At 71.4% G+C, this 15,810-nt stretch carries 15 protein-coding genes; 9 read left to right on the top strand and 6 right to left on the bottom strand.

Features of this window, described 5'->3' with window-relative positions; all coding sequences use genetic code 11:
* Nucleotides 1-11: 11 nt before the first annotated feature.
* From KLK06_RS13940 to KLK06_RS13930, 3 genes are all read left to right on the top strand, one after another.
* On the top strand, nucleotides 12-956 hold the full coding sequence (locus KLK06_RS13940) for a zinc-binding dehydrogenase (RefSeq protein WP_250905365.1): 945 nt from the start codon (nucleotides 12-14) through the stop codon (nucleotides 954-956).
* A 77-nt stretch (nucleotides 957-1,033) separates the two neighbouring features.
* Entirely contained in the window at nucleotides 1,034-1,999 is a 966-nt protein-coding gene (locus KLK06_RS13935; RefSeq protein WP_214635843.1) for a YafY family protein, read from the top strand.
* Nucleotides 2,000-2,054: 55 nt separating this feature from the next.
* Nucleotides 2,055-3,188: a C45 family autoproteolytic acyltransferase/hydolase gene (locus KLK06_RS13930; protein WP_214635842.1), complete on the top strand. Its 1,134-nt coding sequence runs from the start codon at nucleotides 2,055-2,057 to the stop codon at nucleotides 3,186-3,188.
* Here the strand turns inward: KLK06_RS13930 and KLK06_RS13925 are convergent.
* The 3 genes from KLK06_RS13925 to KLK06_RS59830 are packed head-to-tail and all read right to left on the bottom strand — an operon-like array spanning nucleotide 3,160 to nucleotide 6,892.
* Nucleotides 3,160-4,644 carry an AMP-binding protein gene (locus KLK06_RS13925; protein ID WP_214635841.1) on the bottom strand — a complete coding sequence of 495 codons (1,485 nt, stop codon included), beginning with the start codon at nucleotides 4,642-4,644 and terminating at the stop codon, nucleotides 3,160-3,162. The genes KLK06_RS13930 and KLK06_RS13925 overlap by 29 nt on opposite strands.
* Nucleotides 4,644-5,729 (bottom strand): acyl-CoA dehydrogenase family protein, encoded by a 1,086-nt coding sequence (locus KLK06_RS62290; RefSeq protein WP_214635840.1) that lies wholly within the window; start codon nucleotides 5,727-5,729, stop codon nucleotides 4,644-4,646. The genes KLK06_RS13925 and KLK06_RS62290 overlap by 1 nt, the downstream gene beginning before the upstream one ends.
* Nucleotides 5,726-6,892: an acyl-CoA dehydrogenase family protein gene (locus KLK06_RS59830; RefSeq protein ID WP_214635839.1), complete on the bottom strand. Its 1,167-nt coding sequence runs from the start codon at nucleotides 6,890-6,892 to the stop codon at nucleotides 5,726-5,728. Before KLK06_RS59830 ends, KLK06_RS62290 begins: the two co-directional genes overlap by 4 nt.
* A 159-nt stretch (nucleotides 6,893-7,051) precedes the next feature.
* Between KLK06_RS59830 and KLK06_RS13910 the strand changes: the two genes are divergently transcribed.
* The 4 genes from KLK06_RS13910 (at nucleotide 7,052) to KLK06_RS13895 (ending at nucleotide 11,259) form a co-directional block, all read left to right on the top strand.
* Nucleotides 7,052-8,275 (top strand): HAMP domain-containing sensor histidine kinase, encoded by a 1,224-nt coding sequence (locus tag KLK06_RS13910; protein ID WP_308168231.1) that lies wholly within the window; start codon nucleotides 7,052-7,054, stop codon nucleotides 8,273-8,275.
* 3 nt (nucleotides 8,276-8,278) lie between these two features.
* Nucleotides 8,279-9,628 carry a HAMP domain-containing sensor histidine kinase gene (locus KLK06_RS13905; RefSeq protein ID WP_214635838.1) on the top strand — a complete coding sequence of 450 codons (1,350 nt, stop codon included), beginning with the start codon at nucleotides 8,279-8,281 and terminating at the stop codon, nucleotides 9,626-9,628.
* Nucleotides 9,629-9,639: 11 nt separating this feature from the next.
* Nucleotides 9,640-10,239, top strand: coding sequence for a TetR/AcrR family transcriptional regulator (locus tag KLK06_RS13900; RefSeq protein ID WP_214635837.1), 600 nt, complete (start codon nucleotides 9,640-9,642; stop codon nucleotides 10,237-10,239).
* A gap of 66 nt (nucleotides 10,240-10,305) precedes the next feature.
* A complete protein-coding gene (locus tag KLK06_RS13895) occupies nucleotides 10,306-11,259 on the top strand; it encodes a diiron oxygenase (protein ID WP_214635836.1) in 954 nt (317 codons plus the stop codon).
* Between the two features lie 2 nt (nucleotides 11,260-11,261).
* Here the strand turns inward: KLK06_RS13895 and KLK06_RS13890 are convergent, their stop codons facing one another.
* Nucleotides 11,262-12,020 carry a class I SAM-dependent methyltransferase gene (locus tag KLK06_RS13890; protein ID WP_214635835.1) on the bottom strand — a complete coding sequence of 253 codons (759 nt, stop codon included), beginning with the start codon at nucleotides 12,018-12,020 and terminating at the stop codon, nucleotides 11,262-11,264.
* 88 nt (nucleotides 12,021-12,108) lie between these two features.
* Here KLK06_RS13890 and KLK06_RS13885 point away from each other — a divergent pair, with 88 nt between their 5' ends.
* On the top strand, nucleotides 12,109-12,744 hold the full coding sequence (locus KLK06_RS13885) for a copper resistance CopC family protein (protein WP_214635834.1): 636 nt from the start codon (nucleotides 12,109-12,111) through the stop codon (nucleotides 12,742-12,744).
* Nucleotides 12,741-13,766, top strand: a complete 1,026-nt coding sequence (locus KLK06_RS62285) for a copper resistance D family protein (RefSeq protein ID WP_214635833.1) — start codon at nucleotides 12,741-12,743, stop codon at nucleotides 13,764-13,766. Before KLK06_RS13885 ends, KLK06_RS62285 begins: the two co-directional genes overlap by 4 nt.
* Here the strand turns inward: KLK06_RS62285 and KLK06_RS13875 are convergent.
* Nucleotides 13,724-14,911 carry a hypothetical protein gene (locus KLK06_RS13875; RefSeq protein ID WP_308168230.1) on the bottom strand — a complete coding sequence of 396 codons (1,188 nt, stop codon included), beginning with the start codon at nucleotides 14,909-14,911 and terminating at the stop codon, nucleotides 13,724-13,726. The two genes, KLK06_RS62285 and KLK06_RS13875, sit on opposite strands and share 43 nt — an antisense overlap.
* 80 nt (nucleotides 14,912-14,991) lie before the next feature.
* A complete protein-coding gene (locus KLK06_RS13870) occupies nucleotides 14,992-15,810 on the bottom strand; it encodes a bifunctional 2-polyprenyl-6-hydroxyphenol methylase/3-demethylubiquinol 3-O-methyltransferase UbiG (protein WP_214635832.1) in 819 nt (272 codons plus the stop codon).

Genomic DNA, 15,810 nt, shown 5'->3' with positions numbered 1-15,810 from the left:
GACTCGGTGCCATGAACGTTGTCGAGGTGACAGGTTTCGGCGGTCCCGAGGTGCTGGCGGTCAAGCGGGCCCCGGATCCGGTGGCGGGTCCGGGGCAGGTGGTGATCGGCGTCTCCGTCGTGGATGTGATGTCCATCGACGCGCAGTTGCGGGCGGGGTGGGGCAAGGAGTGGTTCCCGCTCCGGCCGCCGTACGTACCCGGCACGGGGGTGGCCGGGCGGGTGCTGTCCGTCGGCGAGGGCGTCGACCCGGCGTGGACGGGGAGGCGGGTGGCCGCGCTCCTTCCGTCCGGCGGGTACGCCGAGCGGGCGGTGGCCGAGCTGGACACGCTGGTCGCGGTGCCCGACGAGGTGGGCCCGCGCGAGGCGGGCGCGCTGATCCAGGTGGGTCCGGCGGCGCTCAGCCTGATCGACGCCGCCGAGCTCAAACCGGGCGCCCGCGTGCTGGTCACGGGCGCGGGTGGGGCGCTGGGCCTGCCCTTGGTGCGCCTCGCCGCCGCGGCGGGCGCCGAGGTCACGGCCGCGGCCCACGACCCGGCCAAGCGCGAGGCCGCGGTACGTTTCGGCGCTACCACGACGCTCGGTTATGACGAGCTCACAGGCGGCTTCGATGTCGTGTTCGACGGTGTCGGTGGCCAGGTCGGGAGCGCGGCGTTCCACCTGGTGGCGCGTGGCGGGACGTTCTTCGCGTACGGCGTGCCGAGCGGCTCCACCGCCCAGGTGGACCCGGGCGAGGCCGAGGCGCGGGGCGTCCGCCTGGTCGGCATGGAGCAGGTCCAGTTCACGCCCGAGCGGTTCAGGCGGCTGGCCGAACGGACGATGGCCGAGACGGCGGCGGGCCGGCTCGCTACCGTGATCGGCCTGGCCGTGCCGCTGGAGCGGGCGGCCGAGGCGCACGCCGCCCTGGCGTCCAGGGAACTGGTCGGCAAGGCGGTGCTGCTGGTCAACGTCGAGTAGTTCCGGCTGGAGCGACTCGGCGAGATCGTCCTTAATACGGAACGAGGCTTTCCGCGATAGCGGGCAGACTGGTAGGCATGCTGGACACCTCGGCCCGCCTGCTCAAGCTGCTCTCCCTGCTCCAGGCGCACAAGGAGTGGTCAGGGCCCGAGCTGTCCGCGCGGCTCGGGGTCTCGACCAGGACGATCCGCAACGACGTCGAGCGGCTGCGCAGCCTCGGCTACCCGGTGCACGCCACGCCGGGCGTCGCGGGCGGCTACCGGCTCGGCGCCGGGGCCGCGCTGCCGCCGCTGCTGCTCGACGACGAGGAGGCCGTGGCGGTGGCCGTCGGGCTCGGCCGGGCGGCGGGCGGCGGCGTCCAGGGCATCGAGGAGACCTCCGTGCGCGCCCTGGCCAAGCTGGAGCAGGTGCTGCCGTCTCGGCTGCGGCGCCGGGTCAACGCCCTGAACACCTACACGGTCCAGATCCCCGGCGGCGGCCCTTCGGTGGCGCCCGAGGTGCTGACCACGATCGCCAACGCCGCCCGCGACCACGAACGGCTCCGCTTCGACTACACCGGCCACGACGGCTCCTCGAGCCTGCGCGACGTCGAGCCGCACCGGCTCGTGCACCGGCGCGGCCGCTGGTATCTGGTCGGCTACGACATCGAGCGGCGGGACTGGCGGACGTTCCGGGGGGACCGCGTCCTGCTGCGCACACCGGCCACGGGGCCGCGGTTCACGCCCCGCCAGCTGCCGGGCGACGGTGACGTGGCCGCGTACGTGGAGAAGGGCGTGAACACGGCGATGTGGCGCTATCGCGCGACGGTGCTGCTGCACAGCCCGGCCGAGGCGATGCGCCGGCTGCCGCTGGGGCTGGAGATCGAGCCGGTCGACGAGGCCACCTGCCTGGCCAGGCTGGGCGGCGACGACCTGCACGGGATGGCCGTGTGGATCGGGTTCATCGGCGTGGACTTCGAGGTGCTCGACCCGCCGGAGCTGGCCGAGCACGTCCTGCGGCTGTCGGACCGCTACCGCCGCGCGGTGAACGGCCCTCGCCGATGAGGGCGGTCAGCGGACGGTAGGAGAATGGTCAGCGGCCAGCGGCAGCCTGGCGGGCATGAAGAACATGAAGCAGATCGCCGGCGGCCGGACCGACTTCCAGCTCGTCCGGCACTTGACCCTCCACGGCAGCCAGACGGAGATCGGCCGCGCGCTCACCGAGGAGGCCCGCCGGCTCGGCTGGGCGCCGAGGCCGCTCGACCCCGCCGTCAACCGGGCCCGCCGGACCTGGTTCGAGCGGCACTGGCCGCAGCACCACGCCCGCATGGACGGCGCCGCCGCGGCGCTCGGTCTCGACCCCGACCAGGACGAGCTGGCCCTCGACGGGCTGAGCTACGCGCCCGCGGGCTCGGGCTGCTCGGCGCTGTGGTGCCCGCCGTCCGCGAGCACCGACGGCCACGGCAGGGTGGGCCGCAACTACGACTTCTTCACCGTGACCACCAGCGAGATCATGGGCCAGGCGCCACGGCCGGACGAGCTGCCGATGTCGTCCAGGCCGTACGTGATCACCACGGTGCCCGACACCGGCCTGGCCTCGACCGTCATCACGATGAACGAACTCGACGGCTGCATGGACGGCGTCAACGAGGCCGGCCTTGTCGTCATGCTGCTCATCGCCGACATCGTCACCGCCGCGCCACCGCGGGACCCCGCCCCGCAGGTCGGGCTGAACAGCGTACAACTGCCCAGGTTCGTCGTCGACACCTGCGAGAACGTGGAGCAGGCCAAGCAGGCGCTGCTCGGCGCGAAGCAGTACGACCACGGCGCGCCGCTGCACTACCTCGTCGCCGACGCGCACGGCGGGGCGTTCGTGTGGGAGCGCGGCAAGGACGGCAAGGAGCACATCATCGAGTTCGGCGACGCGCCGCTGTGCGTCACCAACCACCTGCTGCACCTCAACCCCGACCCGATGAACCTGCCCCCGGACACCGAGGCCAGCCTCCAGACGTTCGGGCGGCTGCGCTCGCTGTACGAGCGGAGCAAGGGCGCCACCATGTCGGCGGCCGACCTGCGCAAGAGCCTGGCCGAGGTGGGGCCGGACCAGGACCTGCCGTTCCGCACGATCTGGAGCACGGTGTTCGACACGGCCGACCGTACGCTGTCGACCCGCTTCTATCTGGGCGACGGGCCGGACGGGCCGCGCTACACCGACGAGCTGGTCTTCACCGCGCGTCCAGGAACTCCTGCCTGACCTTGGACCGGGACAGCTTCCCCGTCGGCGTGCGGGGCAGCGCGTCCCGGTACTCGATCACCTTCGGGTGCTTGAAGCGGGCGATGCGCGGCTCGCAGTGCCGCAGCAACTGGGCGGTGAGCTCGGCGTCGCCCGTGACGCCCGCCACGGGCTGGACGAGGGCGACCACGCTGTGCCCCCACTCCTCGTCGGGCACCCCGATGACGGCCACGTCCGCCACGGAGGGGTGCTCCAGCAGCGCGGCCTCGATCTCGGCCGGGTAGATGTTGACCCCGCCGGACACGATCAGGTCGGTGCGCCGGTCGCACAGGAACAGGAAGCCGTCCTTGTCCAGGAAGCCGATGTCGCCGGGGGCGTACCAGTCGCCGCGCATGCTGGCGGCCGTCTTCGCCGGGTCCTTGCGGTACTCGAAGGTGCCCATGCTGGACTTGACGTAGATCATGCCCGGCTCGCCGGGCGGCAGCTCCTCCCCGGCCTCGTCGAGGATCTTGGCCTCGAACGTGGGCGCCGGCCTGCCCACCGTGCCGGGCCGCTCCAGCCAGTCCCGGGGCTTGACCGAGAAGGCGATCGTCGACTCGGTCGAGCCGTAGTACTCGTAGAGCACCGGCCCCCACCAGTCCATGATCCCCTGCTTGACCGCCACCGGGCAGGCGGCGCCGGTGTGGATGACCTGGCGCAGGCTCGACACGTCGTAGCGCGCCCTGACCTCGGCGGGCAGCTGCAGCATCCGGTGGAACATGGTCGGCACCATCATCGCGTTCGTCACCCGGTGGCGCTCGACCAGCTCCAGGATGCTCTCCGGCTCGAAGCGCGGCGTGATCACCACGGTGTGGCCGAGGTGCAGCGCGAACTGCGTGTGGGCGCACGGCGCCGAGTGGTACATCGGCGAGGTGACCAGGTGCACGGCCTCGCCGGGCACCAGGTCCACGATCTCGCCGAAGAACCACACGTAGAGCGGGACGAGCGCCTCGGGCTGGGCTCCGGACAGCCGCCGCTGCACGCCCTTGGGGAAGCCGGTGGTGCCGGAGGTGTACCACATGACCGCCCCGGACATCCGCCCGCCGGGCGCGTCCTCGGGCTGCCCCTGGGCCAGCCCGGCCGTGCCGATCTCGCTCCCGGGTACGTGGCCGTCCGCGGTGACCACGATCTTGGCGTCGCAGTCGTCCAGGATGTAGGTCACCTCCGCCTCGGTGAGATGCCAGTTGATCGGCACGTAGTAGAGGCCGATCTGCCCGGTGGCCATCAGCATGATCACCGCGTCGAGGCCGTTCGGCAGCACGCCGGCCACCACGTCGCCGTCGATGAGCCCGCGGGCGCGCAGGCCGTGTGACACCTGGTTGACCCGGGCGAGCAGCTCGCCGTACGTGGTCCGGGACCCGTCCACGTCGATGACCGCGAGCCGGTCGGGGTCGGCGGAGGCGATCGCGTAGAAGCCGGGCAGGCCGTTGATGTCCATCACAGCTCCAGCAGGTCGGCGAGGCGGGCGCGGTGGATGCGCGGCGGGCCGAGCAGCACTTCGTCGGCTTTGGCCCGTTTGTAGAACAGGTGCGCGTCGTGCTCCCAGGTGTAGCCGATGCCGCCGTACAGCAGCAGGTGGTCGCGGGCCACCTCGAAGCAGGCCCGCCCCACGTACGCCTGGGCCAGCGCCGCGGCGGCGGGCAGCTCGTCCGGCGACTCGTCGGCGGCCCAGGCGGCGAAGCGGACGATCGACTCGGCCTGCTCCAGCTTGCAGTGCATGTCGGCGAGCTTGTGCTTGACCCCCTGGTAGGAGCCGATGTACCGGCCGAAGGCGACCCTGATCTTGGCGTAGGCGACGATGGCGTCCAGCGCGGCCCGCAGCACGCCGAGCTGCTCGGCCGCCAGCGCCACGGCGAGCCGGTCGCCGACGCCCGGCGCCGCCGGGCCGATCACCCGGGCCGGCGCGTCGTCCAAGGTCACCTGGGCCTGGCCGCGGGTCAGGTCGAGCGTCTCCAGGGCGGTCCTGGTGACGCCGGGCCCGGTCAGGTCGACGGCCGTCATGACCACGCCGTCGCCGGTCAGCGCGGGCACCACGAGCACGTCGGCCTCCATGCCGCCCAGCACCTGCGCCAGCGTGCCGCGCACGGTCACGCCACCGCCGGCCTCACCCAGCTCGCCCGAGTCCCTCGACGAGCCCGGCGAGCCCGATGAGGCGGTCACGTCGGAGTCGGCCGGTGGCTGGGCGAGGGTGGCCACGACGCGGCCTTCGGCGATGCCGGTCAGCAGCTCCTTGTCCGGCACCCGGGTCAGCGCGATCGTGGCGAACACCGTGGCCAGGAAGGGTCCGGGCAGCAGCGCGGCGCCCGTCTCCTCCAGCGCGACGGCCAGCTCCGCGAAGCCCGCGCCCGCTCCCCCGTACTCCTCGGGGACGATCAGCCCGGACAGGCCGAGCTCCCCGTTGAGCCGCGCGTACACCTCCCGGTCGTAGCCGTCGCGGACCTTGGGCAGCGGCGAGGCCGCGGCCAGGAACGCACGGACGGCGGCGCGCAGCTCCTGCTGCTCCTGGCTGAGTACGAGCTTCACCCCTGTGTCCCCACCTTCAGGTCCTTGAACGGCACGGTCTTGTCCACCCGGGGTTCGGGCGGCAGGTTGAGCACGCGGTCGCCGATGATGTTGCGCATGATCTCGTTGGTGCCGCCGCCCAGCGACATGCCCGGGGCCTGGGAGATCGCGTGGGCCAGCGGGTGGCCGCCGACGACCGACTCGGGCCCGACGAGCCGGGTCGCGAGGTCCGCCTGGAACAGGTACAGCTCGGCCAGCAGCAGCTTGGCGGCGCTGCCGCGGGCACCGGGGAAGATCCCCGCCTTGGTCTCCTGGGACAGGCGCTGGTTGAACAGCGCGAGCGCGCGCGAGCGGATGTGCAGCTCGACGAGCTCGTCCCTGACCAGCGGGTCGGCGGTGTCGACCACCTGGCGCAACGCCGCCAGCGAGGTGGGGTCGTCCTTGCCCGTGCCCATGCCGACGCCCGCCGAGATCGACAGCCGCTCGTGCAGGAGGGTCGTGACCGCGACACTCCAGCCGTCATTGACGTCGCCGACACGGTGCTCGTCGGGGATGGGGACGTCGTCGAAGAAGATCTCGTTGAAGTTGGCCCGGCCGGTCATGTCCTTGAGGGGCCTGACCGTCACGCCCGGATGGCGCATGTCGACCACGAACATGGTCAAACCCTTGTGCTTGGGCACCTCGACGTCGGTGCGGGCCAGCAGCAGCCCCCAGTCGGCGTGGTGGGCGACCGAGGTCCAGACCTTCTGGCCGTTGACGATCCAGTCGTCGCCGTCGCGTACGGCCCTGGTCTGCAGGCTGGCCACGTCGCTGCCCGCGCCCGGCTCAGAGAAGAGCTGGCACCAGATCTCCTCGCCGCGCAGGAGCGGCCGGAGGAAGCGTTCGCGCTGCTCGTCGGTGCCCCGGTCGACCAGCGTCGGGCCGGTCATGCCGAGGCCGATCGAGAAGACGTAGATGGGCAAGGTGAAGTCGCGGGCCGCGGCGGCGAACGCGCGCTCCTCCGCCTGCGTCAGCCCTTGGCCGCCCCAGCGCGCCGGCCAGGTGATGCCGGAGTATCCGGCGTCGTAGAGCCTGGCCATGAAGTCTTTGGCCCTGGCGACCGGGTCGCCCTCGGGGGACTCGCCGGACGGGGCGTTGTCGAGGAGCCAGGCCCTGGCGGTACGCCGATACTCATCAAGGTTCACATCGTCTCCCTGGCATCAGTGCTCACTTACTCTAACCAGCCGGATGCGGCACGCATAGAGCACTGTTCTGTTGGCGTTTTATGCTGATTTGTCGCCGAATCTCCGTTAATTAGGATGGCGGTGACTTAGTGTGATCGGCTGATCGCCGGGGGGAAAGGTGTGGTCACACGGTTCGGGCGGTCCGTGCGTGCGCGGCTGACGCTGTTCGCGAGCGTCGCCATGGCGCTGCTGTGCGTCGTGGTGAGCGCGTTCGTGCTGTACGCGGTGCGCACCACGGCGGTCGAGTACCGCACGAACGAGGCGCTCACCGCCGCCCTGCGCGTCGTGCACCTGGTCAAGCGGGACGAGCTGCCCGCGCGGATCAGGAGCGAGGTGGACGGGATCCAGGTCGTCGACCCGGCCGGGCGCGTGGTGTCCACGACGGAGAACCTGACCGGCCGTCCGCCCATGAGCCGGCTGACGCCCGACCACGACAACGCCGGCCGCACCCAGGTCGTGTGCGACCTGCCCGACTTCCCCGGCAGGTGCGAGATCCTGGTCGTCCTGCGCGTCTACGAGCGGGACGGCGACTGGCTGGTCTACGCGGCCAGGGCCATGGTCCCGCGGTACGTCCACCCGGCCGTGCTGGGGTTCCTGGGCGGCGACTCGCTCGCCCTGGTGGCGCTGACCTGGTTCGGGGTGTCGCGGGCGGTGAGCAGGACCCTCACGCCCATCGCCCGGCTGGAGCAGGCGGTCGAGCGGCAGCGCAGGTTCGTCGCCGACGCCTCGCACGACCTGCGCAGCCCGATCACCGCCATGCGCGTCCAGATCGAGGAGGCCCTGCTGTACCCCGCCGACGCCGACTGGCGGCGGACCGGGGTGGCGCTGCTGGGCAGCATGGACCGCCTCGAGGCCATCGTCGGCGACCTGCTGACGCTGGCCAGGCTCGACGCGGGCGCCCCCGCCGACCGCGAGCCCGTGGACCTGGCCGAGCTGGCCGGCGCCGAGACGGCCAGGCGACGGTCGAAGCCGGTGATCACGGAGCTGCGGCCGGGCGTGACCGTCATGGGCGACCGGCTCCAACTGGCCCGCCTGCTCACCAATCTGCTGGACAACGCCGAGCGCCACGCCGAGTCCCAGGTCGTGGTGTCCGTACGGCGCCACCTCGGGCTGGCCGTACTCGAAGTCCTCGACGACGGCGCGGGCATCGCGCCCGACCAGCGGGAGGTCGCGTTCCAGCGCTTCACCCGGCTGGCCGCCGCGCGCGAGCGCGACGCCGGCGGCACCGGGCTCGGGCTGGCCATCGCCCGCGAGATCGCGCTGGCCCACGAGGGCACCCTGACCCTGGAGGACTCCGACCGCGGCGCCCGATTCGTGATGCGGCTGCCGATCGCGGAGGGCTGAGGGGTGTTCGCCAAGTGGTCGGTGCGGCGCAGACTGACGGTGGTCGCCCTGCTCTCCACGCTGGCCGGCTACGCCGTCACCGCGATGCTCATCACACCACTCGTGCACGCCCTGCTCACCGGTTACGAGACCGAGCACGCGGCCAAGACGGCGCGCCGGGTCGCGCTCGCCGTCCAGCGGATCCCCCCGGAGCGGATCAGGCCGATGGTGAACACCGAGGAGGTCGACCTCATCCAGGTGGTCGACGACCAGGGCATGGTGCGGCAGGCCAGTCCGCGGCTGCTGGGCCAGCCGCCGCTCACCACGGACACGTCCACGGGCGACGACAACCGGGTGGACAACGTCGTCTGCACCTCGCGGGTAGCGGGCGGAGAGTGCCTGATCGCCGTGGGGTACCGGACGCCGGTCGGCGCGACGTTCTGGATGGTCTACGCCTACATCCCCGTCGTCCCCTGGTACATCAGCCCGCTCTACGTGCTGGGCGTACTGCTCGGCGTGCTGCTGCTCTCCTCGATCACGGCCTACGTGTCCTGGCTGACGGTGAACAGAGCGCTGCGGCCCGTCACGAACATCAAGACCGAGCTGGCCGAGATCACCGCCACGGACCTGGGTCGCCGGGTGCCGCCCCTGCCGCACCGGGACGAGCTCGACGACCTCGCCTGGACCGTGAACCAGACCCTGGACCGGCTGGAGCACGCGGTCGAGCAGGAGCGCAGGTTCGCCGCCGACGCCTCGCACGACCTGCGCAGCCCGATCACCGCCATGCGCACCCAGATCGAGGAGGCCATGCTCCACCCGGACGAGGCCGACTGGCCGCGGACCGCCGTGGCCCTGCTGTCGAGCCTCGATCGGCTGCAGGCCATCGTCACCGACCTGCTGACGCTGGCCAAGCTCGACGCGGGCGCGCCCGGCGTCGGGGCCGACGTGGACCTGGCCGAACTGGTCGAGGAGGAGCTGGTACGCAGGGCGCCCGGCAAGCGGGTGGAGCGGCGCCTGCGTACAGGGGTGGTGGTGACCGGTGACCGGCTGCGCCTGACCCGGCTGCTGGCGAACCTGCTCGACAACGCCGAGCGGCACGCCGAGTCCACGATCACCGTGACCGTCGACGAGCGGGGCGGCGGGGCCGTACTGGAGGTCCAGGACGACGGCGCGGGGATCGCTCCGGAGCAGCGCGAGACCGTGTTCCGCCGGTTCACCCGGCTGGACACCTCGCGCAACCGCGACGACGGGGGCACGGGGCTCGGGCTGTCCATCGCCCGCGAGATCGCCACGGCGCACGGTGGTACTCTCACGGTCGAAGATTCCGACACCGGTGCCCGGTTTGTCCTACAAATCCCCCGGGCTAGTAGTTAAAGTGGCCCGCTGTGACACGGGGTTTCAGCCGATTACGGCGCGAGGATTTACTGAAGACGGCCTGCGAGGTCATCGCCGAGCAGGGGTTCGGGCATACCAGGACGGTCGACATCGCCAGAGCCGCCGGTGTGAGCCAGGCATTGCTCTTCTACCACTTCGAGACCAAAGATCAGCTGTTCGCGCAGGCGTTCGCCTACGCCGCTCGGATCCATCTCGACCTTCTTGACGAAATCGAGCGCTCGCCGAGCCCCCCGCGCGAAAAACTCCGTTTCCTGCTGCGGCGCTCCTCCCCCGCGGGCTCGGCAGAGGGCTGGCGGCTGTGGATCGACGCGTGGGCGGAGTCCATGCGGAACAAAGAGCTGGAGCAGACCTCGCGACGGCTCGACAGCCGGGGCAGGGTGGTGCTGCGCGGGATCATCGAGGCCGGCGTGGCGTCGGGCGACTTCGTCTGCCCCGATCCCGAGGAGTCCACCTGGCGGATCTTCGCACTGCACGACGGGCTGGCCATCCAGATCCACGTGCACCCCAAGGTCGTGACGCGCCGCTGGGCCACCCAGCTCGTCCGCAGGACGGCCGCTGCCGAGGTGGGCATCAGCCCGGACGATCTGTGACCCGCCTCACTCTTCCTCTCTTATTAGATGCTTCGTACAATTACCGGGCGAGGAGAGGAGCAGGCGATGACACGCGCACCGAGCTCTACCGCCGCCAGGGAGAACGACGACCGGAGCACCTACGAGGCGGTCATCGAACGCCTCTCGAAGGCGTCGGTCGACAAGCACTGGGAGCCGTACAAGGACATCCCCTGGGACGATCCGGAGTTCCTCGTCGACCAGAGCGATCCCCGCTGGGAGCTGCCCGAGGTCGACCGGCTCGGCGGCCATCCGTGGTACCTCGCCCGCTCCCCCGAGACGCGGGCCAGGATCGGGCTGTGGCGGGTGGCCACGGCGATGAAGATCGGGCTGCAGTTCGAGAACCTGCTCAAACGGGGCCTGCTCAACTACGCCTATCGACTGCCGAACGGAGCCCCCGAATTCCGCTACGTCTACCACGAGACCATCGAAGAGGGGCATCACGGGATGATGTTCCAGGAGTTCGTCAACCGCACGAAACTCCCGGTGCGCGGCATGCCGGGGCCGCTCAGCCTGCTCGCGCAGGTCGCCCCCTGGATCCCGCTGATCTCGACCGAGCTGTTCTTCGTGTTCGTGCTCGGCGGCGAGGACCCGATCGACCACGTCCAGCGCAAGGTGCTCAAGGACGACCGGGCCCATCACCCGCTCGAGGAGACGATCATGCGCATCCACATCGCGGAGGAGGCCAGGCACATCTCGTTCGCCCGGCACTACCTGCGCGACCGGGTGCCGAGGATGCCGCGATACCGGCGCCTCATGCTGGGTGTCGCCTCGCCGATCATCCTGGGGATCATGGCCAGGATCATGCTGGCGCCGCCCGGGCCGATGATCAGGCGGTTCGCCATCCCGCGTGACGTGGTGGCCGAGGTGTACCTGCGCGACCCGGCGGCCAAGCGGGAGATCCGCGACTCGGTGGGCAGGACCCGCGAGCTGTGCTCCGAGATCGGCCTGGTGAACGCTCTCACCAGGCGGATCTGGCAGGTCATGGGCATCTGGGCCTGAGGTCAGGAGCGGCGGGCGATCAGCACCTCGGTGACCGCCCGCTCCTCCCACACGCCCGACGGGTTGTCGGCGATGAGCACCTGCCTGACCGCGTCGGTGAACTCCGCCACCCGGTCGCCGAGCTTGCTGGGAGTGGTGTAGGAGTACGACAGCTGCAACCCGAGCACGGCATCGAGGTCCCAGGTCAGCCACTGTTCAAACCGGCTCGACTCCAGCCGGTCGAACGGCGAGTCCACGAGCACGTCGTCGTGGTGCTCCCCGGTAGCCTGGAAGGAGTTGACCGCCACCAGCTCGTCCGACGCGAACGCGGCGCGCACCGGCCGGACGACCGGCTCCCACGGATGCTCGCCCGGGTCGCGGGAAGGCCCGACGAGGGCCACCGCGCCGTCCGGCGGCAGCAGCCGGTCCAGCTCGGCCAGGACGGCTCTGCGGTCCATCCAGTGGAACGACCTGCCCATGACGACGTCGTCGAAGGGCGGCAATGCGGCCAGCGTCGTGGAGTCGCCGGACAGCCAGCGGATGTTCGGCGTACCGGCGGCGACGCGCCCGCCCTCGGCCAGCATGCCGGCGTCCGGGTCCACGGCGATCACCTCGCGCACGGCGGCCGCCAGCGGGATCGCCACCGTACCGGGGCCGCAGCCGAGGTCGAGCACCCGGCTGGCGGGGCCGAACGCCCGCGCCAGGCAGTCGATGGCCTCCTCTCCGTGGCCGGGCCGGTACTTGGCGTAGTAAGGGGCGGCGCCGCCGAACAGGTTCGTCATGGTGAGACGATATGCGGGTTCTGGAAACGATCGTTGAGTTGTAGGGCACGGTTCACCGGCCCGCCCGGCGGCGAAACTGGAGGTGTTCGTGAGGCGGCTATGCGTGATCGTGCTGCTCGCGTTCGCCGGGGTGGGCGTCGCTCTCCCGGCGCAAGCGCACAACGTGCTGGTCGGCAGCGATCCCAAGGACGGGGCGACGCTGACCGCCGCGCCCGCGCGGATCACGCTCGTCTTCGACCAGGCGGTACGCCAGGGATACGCGCAGGTGGGCGTGACCGGCGCCGACGGCACGGCGTGGGCCGACGGATCGGCCGAGGTCGCCGCCGAGAAGGTGTCGGTCAAGGTCAAACCGCTGCGCGCGGGCGGAGCCTATGTGGTGGGCTACCGGATCCTGTCGGCCGACGGGCATCCGGTCACGGGCAAGATCGGCTTCACCCTCGCGGCGGACGCCACGGCCGTGCAGAAGGACTCCGGCACGCAAGACCCGGCCCAGGGCGCCACCGGAGCCGACGCCGCCGAAGCGGCGGCGAACGGCGGGGCGGGGATGGCCGTCGTCTGGATCGTGGGAGCGCTGCTGGTGCTGGCCGCCGGCACGGCCGTGGCCCTGCGCCGCGCTCGCACCCCGGCGCCCGATGGCGACACACGGGTCGGCGAGGCCGCGGGCCGCGTTGTGACCGGCGACCGCGACGGTGACACTCGTGGCGGCGAGAGGGCGGACGCGTGACGATCGCCGCTCCCCCGAGGCCGCGGGTCGGCGGGCGCTGGGTGGTCGGGGCGTTCGCGGTGTGCGCGATCGTCGCGGCCGTGGTGGCCAGCACGTTCACCGCGCAGGAGGCGGTGCCGGGCATCCCGATGCCGGGGCCGATCGTGGCGTACGGGCTGCCGGTCGTGCGGGTGCTGCTCGATCTGGCCGCCGTGGCCGTCGTGGGGCTGAGCCTGGTGCCCAAGCTGCTCGGCTTCGACGCGCCTGAGCTGACCGAGCCGGTCCTGCGCAGGACGCGGCCGCTCACCGTCACCGCCGCGTGGGTGTGGGCGGTCTGCGCGCTGCTGACCATCGTGTTCCAGACGGCCGAGCTGAACCCGGGCGGCCTGCCCACACTCGGCATGATCGCCGCGTACGTCGACGGCGTCGGCACCGGCCAGGGGCTCCTGTTCAGCGCCGCGTGCGCGCTCATGGCGGCGGGCATCGGGCTGATGGCGGTGCGGTTCGGCGAGAAGGTGCCCGCCGAGCTGCGGATCATCGTGGCGTTGTTCGGTCTGCTGCCCATTCCGGTGACCGGTCACGCGGTCAACTCCGTCTGGCACGACCCCATCATGATCGCGATGGAGACGCACGTGATGGGCGCGGCGGCGTGGGCGGGCGGGCTGGTGGCGACGGCGGTGTTCGTCGCGCCGCGCCCGTCGCTGCTGGCCGTCGCGCTGCCGCGCTTCTCCAGGATGGCGACCGTCTGCCTGCTGCTGGTCGGCCTGTCGGGGCTGATCACCGGGCTCGGCACGATGGCGCTGACGCCCGGCGTGGAGCTGCCGGGCGCCATCGTGACCAGCCACTACGGGGTGCTGGTGGTGGTCAAGCTGATGCTCACCGCGCTGGTGGTGCCGCTGGCCGCGCACGTCCGGTTCCGGCTGATGCCGCTCATCCGCCGGGCCGAACCCACGGCCGTGGTCGGCTGGGTGGCGGCCGAGGTCGCCCTGATGGGGCTGGCCTACGGCGTGGCGGTGGCGATCACCCGGGCCTCGATCGGCTGACGCCGCGTCGCGAACCACTCGCAGGCCAGCCAGGCGGCCATCAACCCCAGCCCGGCCCAGACGGCCGACGACATGACCAGGGGCGGCGCGCCGAGCAGGCCGGTCTGCCCCTTCAGCGCGCCGTACACCTGGCCCATGATCGAGCTCTGCGCGACCAGCGCACCGTAGACGGCGGCCGTCGCCGCGGCCGCCCCGAGCACCGCGCGCACCGGCGCCAGACCACGCGAGGAAAGCCGCACCGCGAACGCGAGGTCCACGCAGAGGCCGCCGATCACCAGGAAGAACGGCACCGCGGACGGCGGGAAGCCGGTGAACGTCAGCATCGGCCAGACCACCGCCCTGAACCCCACGTAGGAGGCGGCCACCAGCGTCGCCGCGCCGAACCTGCCGATCATCATCCGGGCCACGACCAGCACGGTCACCCCGACGACCACCGCGTACACCGGATACAGGAAATCCGGCACGGGAAGGGAGAAGCGGGTCATCATCACCCCGTCGACCGGGCGGCCCATCTGGTCGGCGGCGAACCGCAGCAGGATGTCTTCGGCGTAGGGGGCGTGGTTGTCCCAGGCGCCGATCGACAGGATGCCGTACTCCTGGTGCTGTTCGGGGAAGTGCACGTTCTCCAGGAAGAACGCGAAGTAGGCGCCCAGCATGACCGTGCGCTCCCTGCCGGGCGGCGCGCCCATGAACCAGCCGCGGATCACCCCGGCGATCATGAAGAACGTGCCGGTGTAGAGCATGAGGTGGGACGGGCTCCACGAGGTGATGTCCAGGCCGTTGACCCGGTGGTTGATCAGGTCGAGCGGCACGGCGACGAGGAACACCCCGGTGCCCCACTGGATCAGCCTCAGCGCCGCCTTGTCCACGCCGTAGCCGGTGTAGCCGTGGATCACGGTCAGTGCGAGGGCCAGGGCCGTACCGGCGGAGTTGAGCAGGTGGGGAGGCGCCAGGTCGTCGCGCAGCCACTTGAAGTGCCACGAGACGTCCCAGGCCGAGCCGAGCAGCTTGAACGTGAGCGCCACCAGCCAGCCGTAGTAGAGGACCCTGAACAGGTCGGGCGGCGTCTCGCGCCCCGCCTGCCCCCGGGTCCAGTACGGCAAGGCCCAGTCGGCGGCGGTCTTGATGATTGCGGGAGCCTTCACGGCGGAAATCTTACGATGCCTTTCCTCAGGAACAATGCGCCCATGTCACTCGTGATCTGCCTGGTATGAGCGGTTCGGGGTCAGACTGCCGGAGACGATCCGCCACTGGCTGAGGCGCGCAGCGAGTACATGAGCGGGACCGCCGGTCTGCCCTCGGGCTGCCGGAACCGCGGGCCGTCGGGCCGCAGCGTGCCGAAGCGGAGGTAGAGCGTGTGGTCGTGCTCGCGCAGGAACTCCACCCGCAGCCCGGCGGCGGCCACCGCGCTGACCACCTCGCCGATGCCGTGCTGGAACTGGACCGTCGTGTCGTTCTCCAGCACTTCGGAGCCGGTGTACGTGTGCGGAAACCGCCACACCTGGGGGCCGTGGTCGAAGTAGTCGTACGTCACCGTCGTCCCCGTCTCGGAGTCCAGGATGTCGGCGAAGGGGTGGAACTCCGCCAGATACAGGAACCCGCCCGGCCGCAGCAGCGACGCCACCGTGCGCGCCCACCGGGTGAGGTCGGGCAGCCAGACCAGGGCGCCGATGCCGGTGTAGACGATGTCGTAGGTCTCCCCCAGCGCCTCGGCCGCGTCGTACACGTCGGCCGCGACGAACCTCGCCCCGATCCCCGCGTCTTCGGCCAGCTCCCGGGCCTTGGTCATGGCGGTCTCGGAGAAGTCGAGCCCGGTCACCCGGGCCCCTCTCCGCGCCCAGGAGAGCGTGTCGAGGCCGAAGTGGCACTGCAGGTGGACGAGGTCGCGGCCGGTCACGTCGCCCACCTCGGCCAGCTCGAACTCCCTGATCGTGCCGGCTCCGCCCCGGAACGCGGCGACGTCGTAGAAGTCGCTGGCCACGTGGATGGGGACGCGTTCGTCCCAGTTGGCGCGGTTGACGGAAAGATAGTCGATCTCCTCCAT

The sequence above is a fragment of the Nonomuraea sp. NEAU-A123 genome (assembly GCF_018603905.1).
Taxonomy (GTDB): Bacteria; Actinomycetota; Actinomycetes; order Streptosporangiales; family Streptosporangiaceae; genus Nonomuraea.
The sequence above is the reverse complement of the archived record's forward strand: the minus strand, read 5'-3'. Positions and strand labels throughout refer to the sequence as shown.

Bases quoted from the DNA above. Each gene is read 5' to 3' on its own strand.
- KLK06_RS13925 (WP_214635841.1), bottom strand. From the start codon at position 4,644: ATGGACATCAACGGCCTGCCCGGCTTCTACGCGATCGCCTCCGCCGAC.
- KLK06_RS13890 (WP_214635835.1), bottom strand. From the start codon at position 12,020: ATGACGAACCTGTTCGGCGGCGCCGCCCCTTACTACGCCAAGTACCGG.
- KLK06_RS13940 (WP_250905365.1), top strand. From the start codon at position 12: ATGAACGTTGTCGAGGTGACAGGTTTCGGCGGTCCCGAGGTGCTGGCG.
- KLK06_RS13935 (WP_214635843.1), top strand. From the start codon at position 1,034: ATGCTGGACACCTCGGCCCGCCTGCTCAAGCTGCTCTCCCTGCTCCAG.
- KLK06_RS13895 (WP_214635836.1), top strand. From the start codon at position 10,306: ATGACACGCGCACCGAGCTCTACCGCCGCCAGGGAGAACGACGACCGG.
- KLK06_RS13930 (WP_214635842.1), top strand. From the start codon at position 2,055: ATGAAGAACATGAAGCAGATCGCCGGCGGCCGGACCGACTTCCAGCTC.
- KLK06_RS13870 (WP_214635832.1), bottom strand. From the start codon at position 15,810: ATGGAGGAGATCGACTATCTTTCCGTCAACCGCGCCAACTGGGACGAA.